The 25,430-nt window shown below is 38.1% G+C and carries 27 protein-coding genes; 17 read left to right on the forward strand and 10 right to left on the reverse strand.

Annotation, left to right across the window (positions count from 1 at the left end):
• The first annotated feature begins 5 nt into the window (after positions 1-5).
• From Q4534_RS10860 to Q4534_RS10875, 4 genes are all read left to right on the forward strand, one after another.
• On the forward strand, positions 6-938 hold the full coding sequence (locus tag Q4534_RS10860) for a hypothetical protein (RefSeq protein ID WP_303613201.1): 933 nt from the start codon (positions 6-8) through the stop codon (positions 936-938).
• Positions 939-1,328: 390 nt separating this feature from the next.
• Positions 1,329-2,309, forward strand: a complete 981-nt coding sequence (locus Q4534_RS10865; protein ID WP_303613202.1) for an SUMF1/EgtB/PvdO family nonheme iron enzyme — start codon at positions 1,329-1,331, stop codon at positions 2,307-2,309.
• A 17-nt stretch (positions 2,310-2,326) separates the two neighbouring features.
• The gene (locus Q4534_RS10870) at positions 2,327-3,646 is read left to right on the forward strand and encodes a Gfo/Idh/MocA family protein (RefSeq protein WP_303613203.1); all 1,320 of its coding nucleotides are present in this window, start codon (positions 2,327-2,329) and stop codon (positions 3,644-3,646) included.
• A 3-nt stretch (positions 3,647-3,649) separates the two neighbouring features.
• On the forward strand, positions 3,650-4,570 hold the full coding sequence (locus Q4534_RS10875; protein ID WP_303613204.1) for a hydroxypyruvate isomerase family protein: 921 nt from the start codon (positions 3,650-3,652) through the stop codon (positions 4,568-4,570).
• A gap of 78 nt (positions 4,571-4,648) precedes the next feature.
• Here Q4534_RS10875 and Q4534_RS10880 read toward each other — a convergent pair whose 3' ends face one another.
• Together Q4534_RS10880 and Q4534_RS10885 are read right to left on the reverse strand one after the other, a co-directional pair.
• Complete coding sequence (locus Q4534_RS10880) at positions 4,649-5,122, reverse strand: YcxB family protein (RefSeq protein WP_303613205.1); 474 nt, start codon at positions 5,120-5,122, stop codon at positions 4,649-4,651.
• A gap of 161 nt (positions 5,123-5,283) precedes the next feature.
• Entirely contained in the window at positions 5,284-5,472 is a 189-nt protein-coding gene (locus Q4534_RS10885; RefSeq protein WP_303613206.1) for a hypothetical protein, read from the reverse strand.
• Between the two features lie 66 nt (positions 5,473-5,538).
• On the opposite strand from Q4534_RS10885, the gene Q4534_RS10890 reads away from it, so the two are divergent.
• A complete protein-coding gene (locus tag Q4534_RS10890; protein ID WP_303613474.1) occupies positions 5,539-5,760 on the forward strand; it encodes a hypothetical protein in 222 nt (73 codons plus the stop codon).
• 1 nt (position 5,761) lies between these two features.
• Here Q4534_RS10890 and Q4534_RS10895 read toward each other — a convergent pair whose 3' ends face one another.
• Together Q4534_RS10895 and Q4534_RS10900 are read right to left on the reverse strand one after the other, a co-directional pair.
• The gene (locus tag Q4534_RS10895; RefSeq protein WP_303613207.1) at positions 5,762-6,178 is read right to left on the reverse strand and encodes a Fur family transcriptional regulator; all 417 of its coding nucleotides are present in this window, start codon (positions 6,176-6,178) and stop codon (positions 5,762-5,764) included.
• A gap of 119 nt (positions 6,179-6,297) precedes the next feature.
• Positions 6,298-8,073, reverse strand: a complete 1,776-nt coding sequence (locus Q4534_RS10900; RefSeq protein WP_303613208.1) for a sodium:solute symporter family protein — start codon at positions 8,071-8,073, stop codon at positions 6,298-6,300.
• 293 nt (positions 8,074-8,366) lie between these two features.
• On the opposite strand from Q4534_RS10900, the gene Q4534_RS10905 reads away from it, so the two are divergent.
• The 8 genes from Q4534_RS10905 (at position 8,367) to Q4534_RS10940 (ending at position 16,901) form a co-directional block, all read left to right on the forward strand.
• A complete protein-coding gene (locus Q4534_RS10905) occupies positions 8,367-9,437 on the forward strand; it encodes a phosphotransferase enzyme family protein (protein ID WP_303613209.1) in 1,071 nt (356 codons plus the stop codon).
• Positions 9,438-9,455: 18 nt separating this feature from the next.
• Positions 9,456-11,549, forward strand: a complete 2,094-nt coding sequence (gene recG / locus Q4534_RS10910) for an ATP-dependent DNA helicase RecG (protein ID WP_303613210.1) — start codon at positions 9,456-9,458, stop codon at positions 11,547-11,549.
• An 86-nt stretch (positions 11,550-11,635) separates the two neighbouring features.
• Complete coding sequence (locus Q4534_RS10915; protein WP_303613211.1) at positions 11,636-12,472, forward strand: OmpA family protein; 837 nt, start codon at positions 11,636-11,638, stop codon at positions 12,470-12,472.
• Positions 12,473-12,482: 10 nt separating this feature from the next.
• Positions 12,483-13,139, forward strand: coding sequence for a pseudouridine synthase (locus tag Q4534_RS10920; RefSeq protein ID WP_303613212.1), 657 nt, complete (start codon positions 12,483-12,485; stop codon positions 13,137-13,139).
• Between the two features lie 76 nt (positions 13,140-13,215).
• The gene (locus tag Q4534_RS10925; protein WP_303613213.1) at positions 13,216-14,187 is read left to right on the forward strand and encodes a MoxR family ATPase; all 972 of its coding nucleotides are present in this window, start codon (positions 13,216-13,218) and stop codon (positions 14,185-14,187) included.
• Positions 14,188-14,218: 31 nt separating this feature from the next.
• Positions 14,219-15,259 (forward strand): sensor histidine kinase, encoded by a 1,041-nt coding sequence (locus Q4534_RS10930; protein WP_149393094.1) that lies wholly within the window; start codon positions 14,219-14,221, stop codon positions 15,257-15,259.
• 23 nt (positions 15,260-15,282) lie between these two features.
• Positions 15,283-16,017, forward strand: coding sequence for a LytTR family DNA-binding domain-containing protein (locus Q4534_RS10935; protein WP_014019685.1), 735 nt, complete (start codon positions 15,283-15,285; stop codon positions 16,015-16,017).
• A gap of 128 nt (positions 16,018-16,145) precedes the next feature.
• Positions 16,146-16,901: a LytTR family DNA-binding domain-containing protein gene (locus tag Q4534_RS10940; RefSeq protein WP_303613214.1), complete on the forward strand. Its 756-nt coding sequence runs from the start codon at positions 16,146-16,148 to the stop codon at positions 16,899-16,901.
• A gap of 52 nt (positions 16,902-16,953) precedes the next feature.
• Here Q4534_RS10940 and Q4534_RS10945 read toward each other — a convergent pair whose 3' ends face one another.
• Positions 16,954-18,315: a PhoH family protein gene (locus tag Q4534_RS10945; protein ID WP_303613215.1), complete on the reverse strand. Its 1,362-nt coding sequence runs from the start codon at positions 18,313-18,315 to the stop codon at positions 16,954-16,956.
• A gap of 371 nt (positions 18,316-18,686) precedes the next feature.
• On the opposite strand from Q4534_RS10945, the gene Q4534_RS10950 reads away from it, so the two are divergent.
• Positions 18,687-19,157: a nucleoside triphosphate pyrophosphohydrolase family protein gene (locus Q4534_RS10950; protein WP_303613216.1), complete on the forward strand. Its 471-nt coding sequence runs from the start codon at positions 18,687-18,689 to the stop codon at positions 19,155-19,157.
• A 141-nt stretch (positions 19,158-19,298) separates the two neighbouring features.
• On the opposite strand, the gene Q4534_RS10955 is transcribed toward Q4534_RS10950, so the two are convergent.
• Entirely contained in the window at positions 19,299-20,123 is an 825-nt protein-coding gene (locus tag Q4534_RS10955) for an AraC family transcriptional regulator (protein ID WP_303613217.1), read from the reverse strand.
• Positions 20,124-20,422: 299 nt separating this feature from the next.
• On the opposite strand from Q4534_RS10955, the gene Q4534_RS24115 reads away from it, so the two are divergent.
• Complete coding sequence (locus tag Q4534_RS24115; RefSeq protein ID WP_407933571.1) at positions 20,423-20,554, forward strand: hypothetical protein; 132 nt, start codon at positions 20,423-20,425, stop codon at positions 20,552-20,554.
• Positions 20,555-20,604: 50 nt separating this feature from the next.
• Positions 20,605-20,847, forward strand: a complete 243-nt coding sequence (locus tag Q4534_RS24120; RefSeq protein ID WP_368509152.1) for a hypothetical protein — start codon at positions 20,605-20,607, stop codon at positions 20,845-20,847.
• A 149-nt stretch (positions 20,848-20,996) separates the two neighbouring features.
• Here Q4534_RS24120 and Q4534_RS10965 read toward each other — a convergent pair whose 3' ends face one another.
• From Q4534_RS10965 to Q4534_RS10975, 3 genes are all read right to left on the reverse strand, one after another.
• Entirely contained in the window at positions 20,997-21,293 is a 297-nt protein-coding gene (locus Q4534_RS10965; protein ID WP_303613218.1) for a type II toxin-antitoxin system RelE/ParE family toxin, read from the reverse strand.
• A gap of 2 nt (positions 21,294-21,295) precedes the next feature.
• Positions 21,296-21,529: a hypothetical protein gene (locus Q4534_RS10970; RefSeq protein ID WP_014019691.1), complete on the reverse strand. Its 234-nt coding sequence runs from the start codon at positions 21,527-21,529 to the stop codon at positions 21,296-21,298.
• A gap of 255 nt (positions 21,530-21,784) precedes the next feature.
• Positions 21,785-22,024 (reverse strand): addiction module protein, encoded by a 240-nt coding sequence (locus Q4534_RS10975; RefSeq protein WP_303613219.1) that lies wholly within the window; start codon positions 22,022-22,024, stop codon positions 21,785-21,787.
• Positions 22,025-22,304: 280 nt separating this feature from the next.
• Here Q4534_RS10975 and Q4534_RS10980 point away from each other — a divergent pair, with 280 nt between their 5' ends.
• Positions 22,305-22,853: an REP-associated tyrosine transposase gene (locus tag Q4534_RS10980; RefSeq protein WP_303613220.1), complete on the forward strand. Its 549-nt coding sequence runs from the start codon at positions 22,305-22,307 to the stop codon at positions 22,851-22,853.
• A 119-nt stretch (positions 22,854-22,972) separates the two neighbouring features.
• Here the strand turns inward: Q4534_RS10980 and Q4534_RS10985 are convergent, their stop codons facing one another.
• Positions 22,973-25,156, reverse strand: a complete 2,184-nt coding sequence (locus tag Q4534_RS10985) for a S9 family peptidase (RefSeq protein WP_303613221.1) — start codon at positions 25,154-25,156, stop codon at positions 22,973-22,975.
• Positions 25,157-25,430 lie beyond the last annotated feature (274 nt).

Consider the following 25,430-nt stretch of genomic DNA (forward strand, 5'->3'; position numbering starts at 1 on the left):
GCAACATGAAAAGATTTATAAAAAATAGCCTCTATTTTGTAATTCCTTTTGTGCTATATAGCTGTTTAATTGCCTTAATTGATCCTTTCAATTATTTAAATGGCTTTGGAATTATCAGTGAAGAGGAGAAAAAAGCCATTGCTTTGGACATTGAGCCACACCTATATAAAATGATTGATTTTAAAAACGACCCCAAGAAAAACTGGGTATTAGGTGACTCAAGAAGCAATGGGCTTTACAATGCCATGGACAGTTCGGCTTGGTCCAATTTGGCCTATGGTGGGGCAAGTTTAAAAGAAGTCATTCAATCATTTTGGTGGGCCAGAGAAATCGAAAAGCCTGACACAGTTTTAATAGGAATCAACCTAAACTTATATAATAAATACAATCGTCGCTTTTGGGTAGAAGAGACCATAAACAGAAAAAGCAATTATTTCACCTATGCCTTTAATAAGTATACTTTCAATGCAGCCTATGCTATAATGACTGACAATCATCAAGGTGAGGACGAGAGTCATTCTCAAGTTGAATTACCGGGAGCCAAAGAACAATTTTGGAAGAAAAAATTGAAAGGGACTGACAAGTTTTATAAAAACATTACTTATCCGGACGAATACCATAAGCAATTGACAGAAATTGCAGACCATTGTAAAACAGAGGGCATTAAGCTGATTTTTTGGATCCCACCTCTACACAAAGACTACCATGAAGTATTAACAAAGTATGAATTGGAGGAGTTTGAAGCCAAATTTAAAGATGATTTGTTCACCTTAGGTGATGTATTTGATTTCAATTATGCTTCTCATTTAACAGTTGATGAAAATAACTTTAGAGACCCCGTACATTTTAATGCACAGGTTGCCAGACTAATTGAGAAAGAAATAAGGAGTTATTCCCCCCACCATTCCACGCTTTATAAAAAGAAATGGTTGGATTAACTTGAAAATTTAAGCCACTGGGCAATCCCTATCGATTTTTTGGTGAAATAGAATAAATGGATAAACCTTCTCTATAACCTGAAATACGTTATAGACCTTCTATTACGAATCCTATTGCATAACCGGGTGTAAACCCTCGGAAAAGAGTATTAATGAGTCCAAAATACTTATAAAAACCAAACCATTTTGCCTATAAAAGCAAGTAGGAACTGCCATTATTTATTGTGAATACATATACCGCCCATCCTTTTTTTGGAAGGAAAATACTGTCTCAATGCCTGAAATTTTCAATATTTAAAAAATTAAGGTAATTTAAGCATTCAATTAATTTTTATGATAAATTGAAGTACAATACAAGTAGTTAACTTAACGAATACCTAAGCCTAATCCATGTTAAAATTATTAAAAAGAACTTTATTTTTGGGTTCTATTTCTTCAGTCTTGTTTCTGGCAAGCGCATATCAATCTATTGAGAACTTTGAACCCTATTCACAAGAAATTCCAGGAACAGGAATCTCCTTTGATATGGTACCTATCCCTGAAGGGAGCTTCAAGATGGGTAGCAGTGATGGTGCATCAGATGAAGCCCCTATACACGAGGTAAAAATAGATCCGTTTTGGATGGCTTCTCATGAGACCACTTGGGATCTTTACGAATTATTTTTAGACAAGAGCTTTGAGGCTTCCACAAGTGAAGGTCCCTTGGCACCAGAAATTGATGGTTTAACAAGACCTTCCATTCCCTATTTGGACATGACTTTCGGAATGGGTAAAGAGCACAAACCGGCGATAGCCATGACTCAATATGGGGCCATTCAGTTCTGCAGGTGGTTGTACCTCAAAACAGGAGTATTTTTCCGTCTACCTACAGAGGCAGAATGGGAATATGCCGCACGTGCAGGCACCAACACCAAATACTTTTTTGGAGATGACGCGTCTCAATTGGGTGAATTTGCCTGGTATAAAGACAACAGCGAAGGTACCACACATGAAATTGGGCAGAAAAAACCAAATCCTTGGGGCTTGTATGACATCTTAGGAAATGTCAATGAGTGGACCATGGATCATTATGAAGCCAATGCCTATTCCAAACGTGGTGCAAAAGCAGATAATCCAACCACCTTGTCTGAAGAACTTTACCCTAAAGTAATAAGAGGTGGAAGCTATGATGACAGCCCGGAGGAAATGACCAGCAGCAAGCGGGCAGCAAGTACTCCTGAATGGAAAAGAATAGACCCACAAATTCCCAAAAGCCAGTGGTGGTTTCCCGAAGCCCCTTTCTTAGGAATGAGGATTATCAGACCTCTGACACCACCTAGCAAAGAATATATTGAAAAATACTATGGCACCGAGCCAATGGAAGATTACTAATATAAACTCAATAAATAATGAAAGAAAATAATAGTAATGAAAGAAGGAGTTTTATCAAAACTTCTGCTTTAATAACCGGAGGAGCAATGCTAAGCCCTTTCACTTTACCAGGCGCTTATGCCGCCGGAGATGATGCAATAAAAATTGCAGTTATTGGATGTGGTGGTAGAGGTACAGGAGCAGTTTTTCAGGCATTTGAAACTGGACAAAACATCAAACTTGTGGCGATGGCTGATGCCTTCAGGGATCGTTTGGATCAAAGTCATGAGCGTATTCTAAAAAAATATGGCAAGGATAAAGTAGTTGTCCCGGAAGAGAAGAAATTTGTAGGCTTTGATGGTTACAAACAGGCAATGAAAGATGCGGATGTTGTAATCATTGCAACTCCTCCGGGCTTTAGACCTGATCATTTTGAAGAGGCTGTGCGTCTTGAAAAACAAATTTTTATGGAAAAACCTGTGGCTACTGATGCTGTGGGCATCCGTAGGATATTAGCAGCTGCTAAAACTGCCAAAGCCAAAAAATTAAATGTGGTAGTTGGGCTTCAAAGACATTATCAAGACAATTATATCCAAACCATTGACAGAATTCACAATGGCCAAATCGGTGATATCATTGGTGGCCAAGTATTCTGGAATGACGGTGGTGTGTGGGTAAGAGAACGTCAGCCGGGACAGACAGAAATGGAATACCAAATGAGAAACTGGTACTATTTCAATTGGCTATGTGGAGATCACATCACAGAACAGCATGTGCATAACCTTGATGTCGCCAACTGGGTGAAAAATAGCTACCCAATTAAAGCCGAAGGAACCGGAGGAAGAACCGTAAGAAGAGGCAAAGAAAATGGGGAAATTTTTGACCACCATGTGGTGCTTTTTACCTATGAAGATGGTACCGTTATCCATAGTGAATGTCGTCATTTCCCTGGCGCTCACAACCGAGTTGACGAAAGCTTCCAAGGAACAAAAGGTAAGGCCTATATGAATGCAGGACATGTTGGTAAACTAACGGATTTAAAAGGAAATAGCCTTTATGACCATGATGGTGCAGGCAATGCCAACCCATACCAAGTGGAGCATGACAAGTTATTTGATGCGGTAGTGAAAGGAGAATACAAATTTGCTGATGCTGAAAATGCTGCAAAAAGTACAATGACCTCCATCTTGGGACGTTATGCCACTTACTCCGGCAAACCTGTTACCTGGGAAGAAGGCATCAACTCTAACATAAACCTAAAACCTGAAACGCTGGCTTGGGATGCAATGCCTAAAGTAGTTCCAAACGAAGATGGATTTTATCCTCATGCTATTCCAGGTCAAACCAAAGTAATATAAGCCATGGAAAGAAGAAAATTCATTCGAAACGTATCCTTAGGAACAGCCGCAGCAGGAATGGTGGGTGTAGGCACTAACCAAAAGGCTCAAGCTGCTTCTATAAAGGCAGACGCCACATTTAATTTAGACTATGCCCCTCACTTTGGAATGTTTAAAAATCTGGCAGGAGATGACCTGCTAGACCAAATAACCTATATGCATGAGCGAGGCTTTAGAAGCCTTGAAGACAATGGCATGATGAAAAGAACGCCTGCCATGCAGGAAAAAATTGGCAATCATCTGGCAAAATTGGGCATGACCATGGGAGTCTTTGTCTTGGATAAGGGTGGAAATGGTGCCAATACACTGGCTGCAGGTAAGCAGGAACATGTAGATGTTTTTCTTGAAGGCTGTAAAAAGGCCGTAGAAGTAGCCAAAAGAGTCAATGCAAAATGGACAACAGTGGTTCCTGGAAATTACCAAAGGAATTTACCCCTAGACATCCAAAACGCCAATGTCATAGAAGCGCTTAGAAAAGGTGCTGAAATCCTAGAACCTCATGGCTTAACGATGGTGCTTGAGCCTCTAAGTGACAATCCTGACCTCTACCTAAGGTACTCCCCACAAACTTATCTTGTGTGTAAAGGAGTAGATAGTCCTAGCTGTAAGATCTTATATGATATTTACCATCAGCAAAAAAACGAAGGACATCTGATTACCTTAATGGAAATGTGTTGGGATGAAATTGCCTATATCCAAATAGGAGATAATCCGGGCAGAAAAGAGCCCGGTACCGGAGAAATCAATTTCGAAAATGTCTTCAAATACATTTACGAGAAAGGATACAAAGGTGTTTGTGGTATGGAACACGGGAATTTTGGCTCAGGAAAAGAGGGCGAAGAAGCTGTAATCCAAGCCTACAGAAAAGCAGACAGCTTTCTATAAGCCTTATAAATTGAATGGAAAAAGGGCAGGTATTGATTATACCTGCCCTTTTTTATTTTATCATAAAGTATTGGGTTACTAGGCCAAATACCCTTTACGTTTCAATATTGTTTCTACAAATTTAACCTCATTCTGGGTATTGAAAATCTTGAAAGGGAGATGAATAAACTGTGCTTTCGACAATACAAGAATATAAGCATCATCTTTAATTTGAGCATCTTTTACCATTTCCCATTTGATTGGCATTCCTTGTTTGCTATTGATTTTCATCAGGATCTGCCGACTATCAATTTCATAAGAAAGCTTTTCAAACATGACCTTGTTCTGCTCCATTTGTGTAACGCCCGCAAATTGTATTACCCAAAATAGCCAATACAAAACATAGGCCAAGATAGCCATACTTATCCACCACCAAGAAGGGATCCAAAAGTAGCCACAAGCGATGGCAATAGCGATCAAAACTACCCACCATTGCTCCTTTAAAATATTCATCAACCCTTGTTTGATATAGGTCCCTGTTTCCAGTTTATATTTCTTTGTCTTTACGATCATTTTAAAATATTCATTTTGCTGGGCAAATATCTTACCTTATCTATTAGATAGCAAGTTTATTGGGTATCCCTTTTCACTTTTTTACACTTTTTCGATTCAATTCTATTGGTCTAAGTAGCCATGCACTTACTTTTATCAATTTCTATTCAAAGAGTAGAATATTAGATAGGCAATGCCAATGCAAAATTCAATAATGATTTATGTGATTCCATGTAAACCCCTACCCTACACATAATATCAAAATCACCCAACTCAGGAACTATTGTCTTGGGCATTCTAAAGAAACAAAAGCCTTGACCACCACTTTCTACAAATATAGCGATCCATTGCTCCAATAAATCTTGAATCAATCAACTGGATGGCATGTTGATATATTCAAATTATTATTGTAACTTAAACATCAAACGTTCAATATGATGAATAGCCTGGTGATAGATTTGATTTTATGTGGCATAGCCTACGTAGTATTGATTTACTTCGTGGCCACGCTTACTAAGTCAAAAATTCAACGAAACAGGAAAAATAATGATGATGATGGGGATGGAGGTGTAGAAACCAACACGCCACCTGTTATTGATTTACCCCCGGGCATCATTTGGCCTTCCGATGAGAAGGATAAAACACCGGTTCATTATTAATTTATTTGCACTTATTACAAGTCCCTTGAATTAGGAGACTCATTTCTTTGGGATTGTACCCCTTAGGCAAGGAGATTTTAGGCAAGGAAATATCTTCCAAACAACTCGTATTCCCACATTTTTCACACTTGAAATGGACATGCTCATGGTCATGATGTGCTTCATCCGTGCCATGGTTGCACAAGGCATATTTTGCCGCACCGGTATAGTCCAAGACCTTGTGTACAAGGTCGTTTTCTAAAAAGGTTTTTAGCGTTCTATAAATGGTAACCCTATCAAAATTATCCTTTAACGCCTCTTCGAGATCAGCGTGAGACAAAGCAATCTTTCTAACTAGAAATGTATTGAGCACCTCTCTTCTACAGCTCGTTACCCTTAGTTTATTGTCTTTTAATATTTCAGCCGTTTTATTAGCCATAAGATTTATTTTGGTAGCTGCTAATATCCAACTGTTATTAGTATTTTCCAACTAATTCATGGGAAGAAAGCGCTTTATACCTTTCTTCCCATGATCTCAATTTATAATAGCAATACGATTTATTTCATTTTTTTCCAGCCTTTAAACACAAGTACACCACCTGCAATCGCTATCACAGAAGCTATTATAGCAGGCAATACTTCTCCATAAATCCAGAAACCTACACCAAATAAGGCTGCATAAACCATAATTGAAGCGATTAACATCAAACCAATCTCCATAGGCAACTGACCAAATTCTTCCTTTACATCAGGGTATTTGGCCAATAGTTTTTTCCAGCCATGGGATGCAGGCCTAACCTTCTTGTAGAAGGCAAGCAATACTTCATCATCCTCAGGTTTGGTCAGTAAGGTAACTGCCACCCAAGTAATGGTGGTAATGGAAACACCCAATAGTAATTTAAGGTAGGCCATATCTTCCGGAATCGGATAAAAGCCCAATTTATTATGAATGGATTCAAAATAGATGGCTACAATAAAGGAAACAATCATCGCAGAAATCTCAGTATAGGCATTGATCCTCCACCAAAACCACCTAAGAATAAATATCAATCCTGTACCTGCTCCAATTTGTAGCAAGATATTAAAGGCTTCTAAGGCATTGGAAAGCACCGTTGCCAATAGTGCAGCAAGTACCATTAAACCTACCGTTGAAATTCTACCTACTGCTACCAATTCTTTATCTGTAGCATCCGGCTTAACAAACCTGGAATAAAAATCATTTACAACATAAGAAGAACCCCAATTAAGATGGGTAGAAAGTGTAGACATTACAGCTGCAATAAGCGAAGCAAGAACAATTCCTATAAGTCCTTTTGGAAGGAAGGTAAGCATGGCAGAATAAGCCAAATCATCTCCCAATTTACTTTCTTCAATATTAGGGAAGGCTGCTTGCATGTCACTCAACTGAGGAAATAAAATAAGCGAAGCCAATGCAATAATTATCCAAGGCCATGGACGAATGGCATAATGGGTAACATTAAATAACAATGTGGCACCAATGGCATTCTTTTCATCTTTGGCAGACAACATCCTTTGCGCGATGTATCCTCCACCTCCCGGCTCAGCTCCAGGGTACCATGTGGCCCACCACTGAATAGCCAAAGGCATAATGAATAGAGGGATAAGTAAATTCCAATCGCTAAAATCAGGTATGATATTCAACTTATCTGATACATTCGGGTGGGTAAGCAAAGCATCCAAGCTTCCGATTTCCGGTAAGCTTACAATATATATAGCTGCGCCAAAGGCTCCGGCCATGGCAATGAAAAATTGAAAAAAGTCTGTAAGCAATACCCCTTTCAAACCTCCCAATGAACTATAAAATACCGTTACAACTGATACAATTAGAAGAGTCTCCCATGAACTAAGACCAAGCATAACCCCAAAGATCTTAATAGCTGCCAAAGAAACTGTGGCCATGATTACAACATTGAAAAAGACACCCAAGTACAAGGCTCGGAATGCCCTTAAAAATGCAGCACCTTTCCCACCATACCTCAATTCATAAAATTCCAGATCGGTGGTTACCTCCGACCGTCTCCAAAGTTTGGCATAGACAAATACTGTTAACATCCCAGTCAACAAGAAAGCCCACCAAACCCAGTTGCCGGAAACGCCATTTTTTCTTACAATATCTGTTACTAAGTTTGGCGTATCTGCAGAAAAAGTGGTGGCAACCATACTGACACCCAAAAGCCACCATGGCATGTTTCTTCCAGAAAGGAAGAATTCTTTAGCGTTCTTACCTGCTGTTTTAGAGGCAAATACCCCTATTAACATGGAGATAACAAAAAATGAAATAATTATTGCCCAATCAAGGATTGAAATATTCATGGTGACTTATTTATGGTATGTTTTTTCTACAAATGATGATGAAGTAATAATTTATATCTCCCAAGTAAGAAGAAAATTTTTCTAAATAAATAAAACTTTTTCAATTATTTTAATTAATTCCTTTAAATATTTGTGGAACTAAGCCGGAACACACATTTAAAGTGTTTGCATTGCCTTCAAAAGTAAATATAAACTCTTTCAATAACATATATTTAAAAGTATCGTAAATTTACTATTTGAAAATGCCAAAAGTGTCAAAATAATTAACCTTATAGGTTTTTTGAATTACAACTATGAAAGAAACAATATTAGATGCCTTAAAATCTGCTTACGCATTAGACGAAGGCCAAATGGTAGCCAATAGATTCGGTTCGGGTCACATTCATAAGACTTATAAAGTGGATGGGCCCAACAAATCCTATATATTACAAGAATTTAACGACACAGTTTTTAAGTACCCTGAGCGAATCTCAAATAATCTCGGATATCTCTTGGACAACTTTGACCCCGCTAAGCTCCCTTTTGTTTTGCCCTTACCTATTCCTAACCGCAAAGGCGAACTATTCACAACATTAGACGGTGGACAATACCGTCTTTTCCCCTTCGTTACCGGACTAACCAGAGATGACATTGAAGAAAAAGAACAAGCTGAAATTGCTGCGGAAGCTTTTGCTTACTTTGTCAAAATATTTTCAAAAACAGACCCCGGCAAACTCCAAGATACCATACAAGATTTCCATAACCTGGAATGGAGGTATGAACAATTTGATCAAGCCTTAAAAAATCCTGCCATTAAAATCGACAAGGAAACAGAGGAGATGATCGCCTATTATGAGACCCAAAAGGAGTTATTGAAGCAGTTTAGAATTTACCGTGATCAGCTACCACTTAGGGCTACGCATAATGACACCAAAATCAATAACCTGATCTTTAGTGAAGACCTAAAGAAGGTCAATGCTGTAATCGACCTGGACACCATCATGGCCGGCTTTGTATTTTATGATTTTGGGGATCTTGCCCGAACAGTGGCTTGTACCAGAGATGAGTCCTCCTTAGATTGGGGAAACATTCATATTGACATGGTTAAATATGAAGGCTTATTGGAAGGCTTTTATACCATATTGGCAGGACAGATCACTGAAAAAGAAATGGAATCAATTCCTTTTGGTGCAGAAATGATGACCCTTATCATGGGACTGCGCTTTTTAACGGATCATTTGATGGGCAATGTGTATTATCAAATAGAATATAAAGAACAAAATCTTCACCGGTCCAAAAACCAAGCGGAGTTGTTAACTGCATTTATCGGAAAAAGGCCGGAAATCAAAGCCCTTGAATCCCGACTGAAAGAAAAGTATCTGTGAAATATTAATTAGTTAGATTTGTCCGGATTCTTTGATACTAAAATCGAATACCTGAAAGGTGTTGGCCCTCAAAAAGCCGCATTAATCAATAAGGAGTTGGATATTTTCACCTTTGGTGAAATGTTACAACATTATCCCTTCAGGTATGAAGACCGGACAAAATATTATAAAATAGCGGACATCCTATCAGACCTTCAGCAAGTGCAGCTTGTGGGAACCGTTTCCTCTTTAGAAATCATCGGTGATGGTAGAAAAAAGAGGCTAGTGGCCCACTTTAGAGATGAGACCGGAGTCATAGAGTTAACTTGGTTTAAAGGCATTCAGTGGGTAAGTAAAAGACTGGTCAAAGGGGTTCCTATGGTAGTATTCGGGAAACCACAGCAATATGGTAGAAAAATCAGCATTGCACATCCTGAAATCGAACCCCTTACCAATAAGCAAGAAAAAGAGGCAAGCTTCCAGCCGGTTTATCCCACCACTGAGAAATTAAGAAGCAGGTACCTGGACAGTAAAGGTATTTCCAAAATCATGGAAACCTTATTGCCATTGGTTCTGCCTAAGGTTCCTGAAACCCTTCCACTTTCACTTTGCCAAACCTTGCGTTTGGAAAGAAAGCCGGTAGCACTCAAGGAAATTCACTTTCCCTCGGGCCAGCAAGCATTAAAAAAAGCCCTTTACCGTTTGAAGTTTGAGGAGTTTTTTTTCTTGCAACTTCGCTTATTGAAAATGAACTTGGCGAGAACCGAGAAATTCAGAGGAAAGGTTTTGGACAAAACAGGCTTGCTCACCGAGTTTTACAAAGAATTCCTTCCCTTTGACCTTACCAACGCGCAGAAAAGAGTGATTAAGGAAATTTACAGCAACCTGAAATCCGGCCTTCAAATGAATCGTCTGGTCCAGGGGGATGTAGGCTCAGGAAAAACCATTGTCGCTTTTATCTGCCTATTAGTGGCTGTAGATTCAGGATACCAAACCTGCCTGATGGCCCCAACAGAAATCTTGGCCACCCAGCACTATGAAGGCTTAAAAGATTTTTCGGAACAAATGGGCTTGAAGATTGCCTTACTTACCGGATCTACTAGTAAGAAAAAAAGGGCAATCATTCATGAAGCTTTAAAATCGGGTGAGTTGAACCTATTGGTTGGTACCCATGCGCTTTTGGAGGATGTGGTGGTCTTTCAGCAATTAGGCCTTGCCATTATTGATGAGCAACATCGATTTGGTGTGGCCCAAAGAGCGAAATTATGGGGTAAAAACAGTGATTTCTATCCCCATGTACTGGTAATGACTGCTACGCCTATCCCCAGAACTCTGGCCATGACGGTGTATGGAGATCTGGACATTTCTGTGATTGATGAATTGCCGGCAGGCAGAAAGGCCATACAGACTGTTCACAGATATGACAAAGACCGGCTCAAAGTTTTTGGATTCTTGAAAAAAGAAATCGCCAAAGGTCGACAGGTATATATCGTATATCCTTTGATTGAAGATTCTGAAAAAAGTGACCTAAAAAGCCTGATGGATGGCTATGAAAGTATTTGTAGGGCTTTCCCTGAACTGCCTGTTGGTATATTACATGGCAATATGAAACCTGCTGATAAGGAGTTTGAGATGAATCGATTTGTCAAAAACGAAACTAAGATAATGGTGGCAACCACGGTAATCGAAGTGGGGGTAAACGTACCAAACGCTTCCGTTATGGTGATCGAAAATGCCGAAAGGTTTGGTTTGTCCCAGCTCCATCAATTGCGAGGCAGGGTAGGAAGAGGCTCAGACCAATCCTATTGTATATTAATGAGTAAATATGAACTAAGCAAAGACAGTAGGGTAAGGTTGGACACGATGGTAAGAACCAATGATGGATTTGAGATTGCTGATGTAGACCTTAGGCTCCGTGGCCCGGGGGATTTGGCCGGCACTCAACAGTCGGGAATTACGGATTTAAAAATTGCTGACATTGGCAAAGACAGCGAAATTTTGGTCCAAGCCAGGGCTTCAGCACAATCAATTCTGGAGAAAGACCCTCACCTTAAGGAGTTAGAAAATAAACCCATCGCTGATCAATTGTCTAGACTTAGAAAGAACGAAATGAATTGGAGCAGGATTTCCTGAACTATTTGTGTAAAAAAGCCAAATTTCGAAGAGAAGCCATTAAATTGGTATGTTTTTCGTTACAGATTACTTAAAACAAGACAATTATGTGGAACAAGATAATTTTTCGAAGTATCGTAGTGATAATACCACTGTGGTACTCATGCGTACCGCAAAAGAAATACAACGAAGTAAACATAAGGAATGCAGAAATGATGCGTTCTTTAAGAGCGACAGAAAACAAGCTGGACAGCACCAATAATAGCCTTGAAGCCTTTATTAAAAAAGCAGATAAGCTAGGTGAAGAATTAGAGGCATCCAATAGAAAAAATGAAGCATTGGAGGCCAAACTTGAAAGGGCCATTGCAACTTCTTCTTCTGTGCAGCAAGAGCTTACTGCAAAGGAGCAAAGGATGATGGAACAACAGGAAAGGCTAGATCTGCTGCAAAACCTGCTGGATGAACAAAGAGCTGTTATGGAAGGCCTAAAAACAACCATTGACAAAGCCTTGGTTCAATACCGGTCTGATGAACTTCAAGTCTATGAACAAGATGGAAAACTGTATGTCTCCTTGCAGGACAAGTTATTGTTTCCTTCAGGGAGTGCCACAGTAAATAAAGATGGAAAAGAAGCTTTGAGTAAATTAGCAGCAGTGATAAACAACAGTCCGGACATTCAAATATTGGTGGAAGGGCACACTGACAATGTTCCAATCAGGGGCAGGTTTAAAGACAATTGGGCATTGAGTACAGCCAGGGCAACGGCCATTGTTCGTGTTTTAACCAATGCCTATGATGTACAGCCAGAACGAGTAACAGCAGCCGGAAGGAGTTTCTATTACCCCAAAGCATCCAATGAAACTCCTGAAGGAAGAGCAAAAAACCGGAGGACAGAAATTATTCTTACCCCTCAATTAAACGAATTATTTCAATTGCTGAGGTAAGCCAAATAATATGTCATTTAGTTATTATATCATTTATAAACCTTTTGGTGTTTTGAGTCAATTTAGCGGTGATGGAAACACACTAGGCTTACTTGGAGATTTTCCTTCTGACGTTTACCCTGTAGGTAGGTTAGATAAAGACAGCGAAGGTTTACTCATATTAACCAATGACAAACGACTCAATCATTTATTGCTTGATCCTACTTATTTACATGAAAGAACCTATTGGGTACAGGTAGAAGGGGAAATCACAGACAAGGCCGTGCAAGACTTGGAACAAGGGGTAATCATAACTGTGAATAAAAGACCCCATAAAACCTTAAAAGCCAAAGCAAAACCAATTCAAGATATTGAACAGCTGTTACCGGAAAGGGACCCACCTATTCGTTACAGAAAAAATGTTCCTGACTCTTGGGTAGCAATAAGTCTTAAAGAAGGGAAAAATAGACAGGTAAGAAAAATGACTGCTGCTGTAGGCTTTCCCACCCTCCGCCTAGTCAGGTGGTCAGTAGAAAATTTAACGATCGAAGGTTTTGAGGTAGGAGAAGTTAGGTCTTTTGACCAAGAATCCATTTATTCTTCTTTAGGAATTTCAGGAAAACCACATTCCGGCGAGCCCTATAAAAGTACCAACAGTAGAAAAATGAAAAAGAAGAAAAGGTTCTAAATTGTGATAAAGAATGTTTTATTCTAATTTAGGCTTCTTATAGGCAAAATATCAATAGAAATTTCAAATATCCATTATGCATCAGGAAAAGATTCAGGAAGTTATAAATGAAGTAAAAAAGATTGTAGTTGGTCAGGAAAAGATGGTCAACAGACTCTTAATTGGCTTGTTTACCAATGGACACATTTTATTAGAGGGGGTTCCGGGCCTTGCCAAAACCCTGACAGTTAACACCCTTTCGAAGGTGCTTCATCTGGATTTTAAGCGCATTCAATTTACCCCCGATCTGTTACCTGCTGACTTGATAGGTACCATGATCTACAACCAATTGAATGCAAATTTTGAAGTTAAAAAAGGGCCGATATTTTCCAATATTATCTTAGCGGATGAGATCAACAGGTCTCCTGCGAAGGTGCAATCCGCTTTGCTCGAAGCGATGCAGGAAAAACAAGTTACCATTGGTGAAAATACCTTTTCCCTTGACAAACCCTTTTTGGTTTTGGCCACCCAAAACCCTGTAGACCAGGAGGGGACTTACCCATTACCTGAAGCCCAGGTAGATAGGTTTATGATGAAGGTGAATATAGAATACCCTTCCAAAGCTGATGAATTGGAAGTCATGCGGAGAATGACCAATTCAAAATTCACTTCTGAGGTAAGTCCTATTTTAAACAAAGAAGAAATTTTCGATATAAGAAATGCCATCAATGAAGTGCAAATTGCAGAGGCATTAGAGAATTACATCATTGAGATTGTATTTTCCACCAGATTCCCTGAAAAATACGGCATGCATGAGGAGGCGAAGTACATTCAATTTGGTGCATCTCCAAGAGCATCCATTAACCTCAACCTTGCAGCCAAGGCCAATGCTTTTATGCAGGGAAGGGATTATGTGTTGCCTGAAGACATCAAGGAGGTAGCAGAAGATGTACTCAATCACAGGATAATCCTAAATTATGAAGCAGAAGCTGACAATGTAAGCACCCGTGATTTGATTAATAAAATTCTTGATAAAATACCTTTGAACAAATCGGCTACATTACAGTAACATAATTTTGCCGGAGGAAGTAGGGATTTGAATGAATAAAAACAAGCTATATTGGTTGTTACAAATTTTTGGTTGGCTGAGCTTTGCTTTGGTCAACCTGTTTTTTGTATCCATGGCTCGCGGTATTACCCCCATTCAGATTGGTGCCTATTTTTCTTTGGCCATTGTCTATTTTGTCTCCACACATTTTTTTAGGTATCAAATTAAACACAATAGTTGGCTTGAATTCCCTACCACTAAGCTAATTAGCCACGTATTGACAGCTGTATTGATTTTGAGCTTGGTGAATACCCTTTCACAAATCCTAATCAATTGGATTTTTGGCACCTTACATTACCCTCAAGATTTTCGACCTTTGGTATTGATGGTCAATCTGTTTACCAGCTTTCTTTATTATTCCCTGTGGTCCTTGTTATATTTTCTATTCTATTTTCTAGACAACTACAACTCCAGTCTTCAATACCAGGCCAGAATCAATGAAATTAAATTGATACACTTACGCAATCAACTAAATCCTCATTTTATATTTAATGCACTGAATAGTGTCCGTGCATTGGTAGATGAAGACCCAATTAAAGCCAAATCTGCCATTACCCAACTGTCCAATATTTTAAGGTATTCCTTAGTGGTGGACAAGCACAAAACCATTCCCTTATCTGAAGAAATGAAGACGGTGAAAGACTACTTGAACCTTGAATCCATTCGTTTTGAGGAGCGGTTAAAAGTAATTTACGATGTAGAACCCAAGACCAATCAATACCGTATTCCACCTATGATGCTTCAGACAATTGTTGAGAATGCCATCAAACATGGCATTTCAAATTTGATGAAAGGGGGAATTATAGAAGTCAAATGTACAGTAGGGCTGTTAGATGATTTATACATTTGGGTAAGAAACAGTGGGCAATTAAAACCTTCCGGAACACCCAAGAAAAAGGGAGAGGGGCACGGTATTGCCAACACCATTCAACGGTTAAAACTTATTTTTGGAAACAAGGCCTCTTTCAAGATTTTCAATTATGGAAATGAATTTGTGGTTACAGAAATAAAAATACCAAAACAAAAAGGTTAAATTTAGGTTAAAATATAAATAGTATGCGCGTATTAGTAGTAGATGATGAAAGATTGGCTAGAAAAGAGCTTATCAGCTTACTTAGTCAAAATGACAATATTGAGATTCTAGGGGAGGCACCAAATGTGGACGAGGCCAAAGAAAAAATAGAATCCCTACAACCTGATGTGGTGTTCTTGGATATTCAAATGCCTGAAAAAACAGGTTTTGACCTACTTGAGGAGTTGGACTATGTCCCTTTGGTGGTATTTATTACCGCTTATGATGAATTTGCCTTACAGGCTTTTCAAGTTAATGCCTTGGATTATTTACTGAAGCCAATTGAGCCGGATAGATTAACAGAAACGCTTAAAAAACTCGAGAAAAAGCTTGAGGAATTAAAAAAAGAAGAGGCTTTGGAGGTTGATTTGCCTAAGGACAAACTTTCCTTAAACGATCAGGTTTTTGTTAAAGATGGCGACAAATGTTGGTTTGTAAAATTGGCAAATGTAAGGTTGTTTGAATCTGATGGTAATTATATCAAAGTATATTTTGAGAAAAATAAACCAATGATTCACAAGTCATTGAATGCATTGGATGAGCGATTGGATGAAAAGTCTTTCTTTAGAGCTAGCAGAAAACATATCATAAACTTAAGTTGGGTAGAAAGTATCGAACCTTGGTTTAACGGTGGGCTGGTAGTGACATTAAAGGGAGGAGAACGGATTGAAGTAAGTAGAAGGCAGGCCGCTAGATTTAAAGACCTGATGAGTTTATAACCATTTTAAGAAAAAATAATGAAATCAAATGGTCAGTTAATTGGTTGTTCTGTGCATTTATTTGTATTTTATTTGTAAATTTCGTTGAAGTGTTAATTTTTAGATTTTTCAATTAAAACAGTATAGAAATGAAAGAAGAACGGATACTGATCGTTGAGGACGATATAAATATTTCCGAAAATATTGAAGAAATATTGCAACTTTTAGGTTATGTAAATATTGATATTGCCAATTCTGCAAACCAAGCCATCAAAGTAGTAAAAAAATACCGCCCGGACATGGTATTTATGGATATCAAGTTGAAAGGTGACAAAGATGGTATTGAATTGGGAGAAATAATACAGCAGATGGTGGATGCACCTATTGTATATGTAACCTCTTATAGTGATCCAGCCATAATAGAAAGGGCAAAAAGAACACATCCAGCCGGGTTTATCGTGAAGCCTTTTAATAGCAACGATATCCATGCTATGGTTGAAATTGTACTTTATAATCAGAGAACAAGACCTGCTTTATCCGAAAGTGCTTCTTCAAAAATAGCAGAAAGCCCTTATCTGGTAGTGGATGCGGTCTATATAAAAGCTGACAATAGCTTTGAAAGAGTAGATTATAGCGACATCTATTATGTGGAAGCCAATGGCAATATGGTGACGATATTCTCTAAAAACAGAAATTTTACCATTAGGAAATCAATGAAGGACATGGAAGAAAAACTTCCATCAAATTTATTCTTGAGGGTGCAAAAATCCTACATCGTCCAGTTGGCCCAAATAGAAAGTTTCAACACCAAAGAAATTAACCTTAAAACGGGAGATGTTGTTCAAGTGGGAAGGCAGTATTACAACAGCTTCCTGGCCAAACTCAACACCATTACTGAAAGTTAATTAAAACATTAGACATGGAATATGCAATAGTAAACCTATTGCATATTCCTAATTAAAGCAGGTCATTGGCTAAATTGGCCAATTCAGACCTTTCCCCTTTTTCAAGTTTGATGTGTGCATACAATGGATGTTTTCTCACCCTATCAATAAGGTAAGACAAGCCATTGCTTTGGCTATCCAGATAAGGCGTATCAATCTGGAAAACATCACCGGTAAAAATTATTTTTGTATTCTCTCCCGCCCTAGTAATGATGGTTTTCACCTCATGAGGCGTTAAATTTTGGGCTTCATCCACAATAAAAAAAATATTGGACAAACTGCGCCCCCGAATATAAGCAAGTGGCTGAATGACCAATTTTTCTTGATTGATCATGTCATTGATCCTTTGGTATTCTTTGTCGCTTTCTTGGTATTGGTTTTGGATAAACTTTAAATTGTCCCATAGTGGCTCCATATAGGGGTTTAACTTGGACTTGATATCCCCGGGCAAATAACCAATGTCTTTATTGCTCAAAGGCACAATTGGTCGAGCTAAAAATATTTGCTTATAATTTTTGCGCTGCTCCAAAGCACCGGCAAGTGCCAGCAAGGTTTTACCTGTACCTGCCACTCCTTGTATGGTCATCAGCTTTATATTGGGATCCAATATGGCATTCAAAGCAAATGCCTGCTCGGCATTCTTGGGACTTATATTGTAAGCTTTTGTCTTTGAAATTTTTGAGAAATCATTTTGCTCCGCATGATAAAATGCCAAGATGGAAGCATTGCTTTCCAAGCCCTTCAAAATGTAAAAAGTATTGTTTTCCGGTAGGTTTTTTTTCCTTTTCCCAAAAACTTTTGCTCCCGCAAGGTTACCTTTTTCGTACAGGTCATCAATTATTTCATTGTCTAAATTGTCAATAATCCCCTTGCCGGTATTTTCTATTTCACTTATATTTTTAATCTTGCCTGTTTCATAATCCTCTGCCGCAATGTCCAAAGACTTGGCCTTCAACCTTAAGTTGATGTCCTTACTCACCAAGATTACTTTTCTATTCGTTTCCGTTTGCTTAAGGCTTAATGCCGCATTTAGAATCTTATGGTCATTCTTTTCCTCTCCAAAGATCTCATTGGCATTGAGCTTATTTTCCGGGTTCATCATGATTTTAAAGGAACCCTTGTTCTTTCCATTCAAAGGTGTCCAATTTTGAATCATCTGATCTTCGGAAATTTTGTCTAGAAGCCGGATAAATTCCCTGCATTCAAAATTCTTGGTATCATTCCCTTTTTTAAACTGATCCAGTTCCTCCAATACAGTAATTGGAATGACTATATCGTGTTCTTCAAAGTTCATAATGGAATGGTGATCATATAAAATGACCGATGTATCAAGTACAAAAATTTTCGAGGTACTACTTGTTGCCTTTTTTGCCATAAAGCCTATTTGAAAGTAAAAGTCTCTTAATAATAATTATTTTAATTCACAATGCTTAAAAAAACAGCCGCTAAAATTAACTCATATTTAATACTTAAAGCCATTCAATTTCATAATCCCCTAATAAACTGCCGGTTAAGCCCTTGTTTATTTTCGTTAAAAATAAATTATTAATGTCTCACAAATTAAGAAGCGTTATTGATCAATTTTCAGTAGAAAATACTTGGCAAGAAAAAGTTAAAAATGCAGTTTCAATTTTGCTTCAATTAAATTTCCGGAAATCAAAATACTTCTTTTTAATAATTTATTTGAAATATACTGGTTTCATAAGCCTACATTTTTTTTCTTTGAAAACAGAAGAATAAATCACTATGAAAGATCCCAAGACTTTAACAGCGGTAGCCGATTTTCACCAGACTTTTAAGCATCCAATTTTGCCTTCACCGGTTATCCCTGATAAATCCCGTTGCAAACTTCGGGTTTCATTAATCGCAGAAGAATTGAAGGAATTGGAAGAAGCCATTGCCAATGATGACTTGGTAGAAGTAGCCGATGCACTATGTGATATCCAGTATGTTTTATCCGGGGCAGTGTTGGAGTTTGGCTTGGCAGATCAATTCAAAAGCCTTTTTGACGAGGTTCAAAGGTCCAATATGAGCAAGGCCTGTAAAAATGAAGAGGAGGCAATAGCCACAGTTGCACATTACCAAAGTAAAGGCACCGACTGCTATTATGTTAAATCCGATGAGGTATTTTTGGTCTATCGCAAGGAAGACAACAAAACACTAAAGTCCATTAACTACTCCCCTGCTGATTTAAAAACAATTTTAAAAAACACCTAATCATTTACTTTTCTAAAAATGGACCTTCGTGGATTAGTTTGGTGGAGAATATCAATACTTAAATCCAGGCATCATTATTTACTCTAAATATTAATCGTACGAAACCCATTTACCTAGCCTATCTTCTAAATTCAAGACAAATTATTTTTTATCTCTAAATTCCGTCGGAGAAATCCCTTCTTGGTTTTTAAAGAACCTGCTGAAAGATTGAATGTCCTGAAAACCCAACTCATACCCTATCTCTGAAATGTCCTTTTCCGTGTAATACAACATCCTACGTGCTTCAAGAACAATTCTTTCCTGAATGACTTGCAAGGGTGTTTTTTCACATAACTTTTTGAAGGTGTTTGAGATAGTTTTAGGGGCTTTAAACAGCAATTCTGAATATTCAGCTACAGAATGTTTTTCCCTGAAATGCATTTCCACCAAAAAATTAAATTCCCTAAACAAATCATTTTGTTTGGGCGTAGGACTTTCATTAAATTGCTGTCTTTTAAAGATACGAGTACATAGAATAAGTATCCTTTTAAGCATCATCTGAAGCATCTCTAGTTGAAGGTCATCCTTCATTTCAAATTCCAGCACGGCCATTTTCCAAGCCGTTTCCAGTATTTCCAGTTCCTTATCGGCTGCCTTTATAATGGGTGGAGTGGCCGCTCCATAATACAAGACTCCCTTACAACTGACCTCACTGTCGTGATCCAAAATGCAATAAAACTGTCGGTTGAACCTTAATAAATTGATGGCATTGATTTTCTCATATTCCAACTTATTGAGCTGAGACAAGCTTAGCAATTGGTTTTTATTGAAAGTATAAGGAATCCCATCTATCAGCAGTTTGTTATTGTCAGAGGTAAACCAGATCAATTTCAAAACTTCCGGTTGACTTTCTAACAGGTGTTTACAGTTAGTAGAGTCAATGGATTGAATTTCAAAATATTCGTTTTGCTTGCCTGTATATATCATCTTTGGTAAATAACCCTATTTTGTACTTTACAAGTCCTTTACTGGTCGAAGTTTGAGCGATAGCGGTAACTTCGTCCCATCATGTCAAAAGTTTTCAACTTGAGTGGGTTTAAACATCTAGATTTTCACTAAATTATAATAGTTTAAAACCGCATTGCTAAAGTTAATTTCAAAAATCTAGACATGATAGTTTTATTGGCAGAAAAAATGTATTCCATGATTCCCTTGAACTTTATTTTGTAAGTTTTGCTACAGTAAACCGGATTGATGTATTTACGAGAAAGATATATTTTGAAATCATCGTAGATTCTCTGATTTTTTGTAGTAAGAATAAAGGTCTTGAATTGTATGCATGGTGCATAATGCCTAGCCACTTGCACCTTATCATTAGTTCTGAAAATGATAACTTATCAGATATTATGAGGGACTAGAAGCGGCATACTTCCAAAGCTTTGTTAAAAAAGAAAGCAGGAAAGAGTGGATGCTTTGGATGTTTGGCAGGGCAGGTAAAAGAAATGCCAACAATAAAAAAATTCAATTCTGGCAACAAAGTAACCACCCTATAGAACTTTTTAATGCAAAAATGCTGACGCAGCGATTGGATTACCTTCATCAAAATCCTGTAAAAGCAGGACTCGTAACAACACCTGAACATTATCAGTATAGTAGTGCCATTGACTATGCAGGAGGAAAGGGACTTATACCTATTATTTTTGCAACCTAAGTCTAGGTTTGAAAGTTGAAAACTTTCGTCATTTAAGGTCTAAGTTACGCTCCGCTAAACTTAGACCAGACGGGAAAATAACCCTATCCTTTACTATTTCTACTGGTCGAAGTTATGATTTGCTAAAATTTAGACCAGTAGAGTACAGATTAAACCATAAATTTATTGGGATTTTTACGGTTAGGTCTAAAACTTACGATCTCAATATGATCTTCTTTGATCCGGTAATATATGCTCGTCTGTTTACTAAAGACACATTTTCTTAAACCTTTCCTTTTATTAGATTCACGGTACATCTCAGGAGATCCTGATAACTGATCCAGTCTTTTTTCAAGGAGGAAATATATTTCCTTTGCCTTCTTCTGTCCGAAGTTTTGAAGAACATAATCAAGCAATTCCATTTCTTCTTGCCTGGCACGGAGAGAATAGCGGATTGATAATTTCAAATCTAAAAATTAAACCGTTTTTTGATTTCATCACGAACAGCTTCTTGAGACACAAACTGGCCTTTATCAAGTTGGGCCAAACCTTCATCGATAGCCGCGCGGTCATCCGTACTTAACTCTTCCCAAAAATCCACTTCATCATCAATTTTTAAAAGCGATTTGACCGCATTCAAAACATGCTCATCATTACTATTGATGATTTCCGATATGATCTTGTATTTTACCGCAATATCCATTGGAGTATTTTTTATTATCTCTTAAAGTTAACGATTTTTAAATTTAGTTTATTGCTGTTATCACAGTAGATCAAGAATATACAGCAAATTTGAAACGAATCAGGATTCCACACTGGTCAAAATTTAAGCGATAGCAGCAACTTAGTCCCATCATGTCGCAAGTTTTTACCTTGAGTGGGTCTAAACATCTAGATTTTTACTAAAATAATAATGCTGAAAAACACATTAAATATCTAAGTTACACGTTTCTAAATTTTAGACCAAACCACTCTTTATTCTCTCTCTAACTTGCTCCCAAGGCGAGAACTTCATTTCCCCATTTTCATATTTTTCAAGCCTACTGTCCACTTCCTTCGTCTGTTCGGAATTTAATTTCAAAGAACTTTCTTGTTTCGCTTTCATGCTTTGAAGTTGCTCAAGGACAGACAGATCTTGAAGCTCAGTGAGCCAATGGCTAAGGTCGACTTTGATTGATTGGATATCCACGCGAATCATTTTTTTATGTTCCATGAAGTTAACGATTTCATATTACATTTTAAATTACAGCAATGGATTAGGAAAGTTGAAAACTTTCATAATTTTAGGTCTAAGTTACGCTCCGCTAAACTTAGACCAGTTGGATTACTGGTCGAAGTTTGAGCGATAGCGGTAACTTCGTCCCACCATCATTCAAGTTTTCAACTTGAGTAAGGCTTAATTATTTTGATTTTTACTAAATTAAAAGCTCAGAATCTATTTTTAAAAAAAAATTCAAAAATTTAGACATGTTAGTTTTATGGGCAGAAAATATGTTTTCCATGATTCCCGTGAACTTTATTTCGTAAGTTTTGCTACCGTAAATTGGATAGACGTATTTACGAGAAAGATCTATTTTGAAATTATCGTAGATTCTCTGGTCTTTTGTAGCAAAAATAAAGGCCTTGAATTGTATGCTTGGTGCATAATGCCTAGCCATGTACACCTTATCATTAGTTCCGAAAACAATAGACTTTCAGACATTATGAGGGATTTAAAGCGGCATACCTCCAAAGCTTTGTTAAAATTGATTGCCGAAAACCCAAAAGAAAGCAGGAAAGAATGGATGCTTTGGATATTTGAAAGGGCGGGCAAAAGAAATGCTAACAATAAAAAATTTCAATTTTGGCAACAAAGTAACCACCCTATAGCACTTTTTAATGCAAAAATGCTGACGCAGCGATTGGATTACCTTCATCAAAATCCTGTAAAAGCAGGACTCGTAACAACACCTGAACACTATCAGTATAGTAGTGCCATTGACTATGCAGGAGGAAAGGGTGTTTTACCTATTATATTTGCTACCTAAATTTTGGTTATGAAAGTTGAAAACTTTCGTCATTTTAGGTCTAAGTTACGCTTCGCTAAACTTAGACCAGTGGCGTTTGAGCGATAGCGGTAACTTCGTCCCATCATAACAATTTCCTATTACAATTTTTCCTTCACATAATTGGTCAGCATTTTATACAAGTGCCAGGTGGTATTACCACCATGAATCCCATGATTCCTATTGGGATAGTAAAAGCTGTCAAACTGCTTGTCTGCCGCTATAAGTGCATCTACCAAAGCCACACTATTTTGAAAGTGAACATTGTCATCACCCGTACCATGTACCAATAGAAAGTTGCCATTGAGCTTGTTTACATGATTGATAGGGCTGAAGTCATCGTATCCGGCAGGGTTTAATTGAGGGGTCTGTAAAAAGCGCTCGGTATAAATGGTATCATAATACCTCCAGGTCGTTACCGGTGCCACAGCCATTGCCGTTTTGAAAGTTTCATTGCCGATCATCAGTGCCAGCGAAGACATGTATCCCCCATAAGACCATCCCCATATGCCAATCCGGCTTGCATCTATATAGGATAGTTCTGCGAGGTATTTCGCTCCTGCGATTTGATCTTCTGTCTCCAGTTTCCCCAATTGATTGTAGGTACTGTGCTTAAAGTCTCTACCTCTACCTCCGGTACCTCTATTGTCTATGCTCACCACGATATATCCCTCAGTTGCCAGATGCTGATGCCACCAGTCCCGCGTACTTCCCCAGTTGTTCATTACATTCTGAGAACCCGGACCGCCATATACATACATTAATACCGGATAGGTTTTTGCCGGATCAAACGTGACCGGCTTTATCATATAGCCGTTAAGGGTGGTACCATCTATGGTTTTAAAATCAAAAAATTCCTTAGGAAGATATGCGTATTCCTTCATTTTTTCCTGAAGAGCTTGATTGTCTTCCAAAACCTTAATTTGCTTCCCTCCATTATCATTCAAAACAACTTTAAGAGGTTGGGTGACGGTGCTGTAAGCATCAATATAATATTGCTGGTCAGGACTCATGTTAATAGAATGGGTTCCTTCCTGTGGACTAAGTAGCTTTTTCTTTTTCCCATTTAAATTGATGGAATATAAGTGTCTTTCCAATGGAGACTGTTCGGTAGAAACATAGTACACTTTCCCTCCTTCACTATCCACAGCCACCAATTCGGTCACTTCCCATTCCCCACTAGTGATTTGGCGGGTTAAATTTCCTTCTAGGTCATATTGATAGATGTGTTTGAAACCATCCTTTTCGGAAGTACTAATGAAACCCTCTCCCTCAGGAAGGAAGAGAAAATTGTCATTGTAATCCATATCCACATAGGTTTCGGCTGTTTCAGAGAGGATGGTTTTCGTTTCTCCTGTTTGGCTATCTGCAAACAAGATATCCATCTGATTTTGTAGCCTGTTTAACCGTATTACAGCAAGGGTATTGTTGTCGGCTGCCCAATACATTCTGGGCAAATAAATGTCAGTCTCAGCACCGGCATCTACAGTTTGCGTCTGCGCATTTTCCAAATGGTAGATTTGGATACTTACCGTTGCATTCTTCTCCCCGGCTTTAGGGTATTTAAAATGCTCATCTTCCGGATACAAAGCACCCCATTTTTGCATATTGAAAAGCGGCACTACACTTTCGTCAAATCGAATATAGGCCAGTTTACTGCCATCGTTAGACCAAGCAAAAGCTTTGGACATGGAAAACTCCTCTTCATAAACCCAATCGGCAGCTCCATTGATGATGGCGTTTTTTTCTCCATCTGAAGTAACCTGAACTTTTTCATCCGTCTGTAGGTCCAGGTAATAGAGGTTGTTCTCCTTTACATAGGCCACCTTCTGATTGTCAGGAGAAAGGCTGGCATAGGATATTTTTTCTCCCTCTTCTAATTCTTTCAAGTTTCCGGTTTCTAGGTCAAGCAAATGGTAGATTGCTTTGGTAGACCTCCTATAGATGGGCTCTATTTCAGATCCCAGCAAGGCCATGCTTTCCTCCGGATTAAAAGCGTAATTGCTAAAATTGAGCCCCAATTTCCTACCATCAATCAACACTTCACTCTCCTCACCTGTAGCCACATTAATTTTTACTACCTGAGGAAAGCCTGCCACCGTTTTTAAGCTACTGTAAAATTTGCCATCCTTCATCCAGTTGATGCCTTGAACGGTTTTGGGGGTGAAAACTTGGTCTTTTATAACCGCTTCAAGTGTTAATTTTTTATTATCCTGTGCCAATCCACTATTTGTAAAGAGTAAGACAAAGACCAAAACGGCCTGTATTTTATAGTATCGTTTCATATTTTTCTCCTTTTAGCCAAGTGTGCAAAAGACAGTCCGGCTTATATGATGCCCAAAGGTAATTAAACGGTGATTACTTTAAAAACCACCAACATTTCAATAATGTTTCGCCGTAGCAACTAACGGTAGTTCAGCTTATACGCTTTCTTGGTCTACATTGTTAACCAGGTCGTTCAAAAAGAATTAGGTTCTTGACTAATTGATAAAGAATCCCAGAACGATATTCACCTATTCCTAAGGTAATCAGGGATTTATTTGATATCTTCAATCCAAG

Origin of the sequence: Cyclobacterium sp. 1_MG-2023, from assembly GCF_030546805.1 — a bacterium.
Taxonomy (GTDB): Bacteria; Bacteroidota; Bacteroidia; order Cytophagales; family Cyclobacteriaceae; genus Cyclobacterium.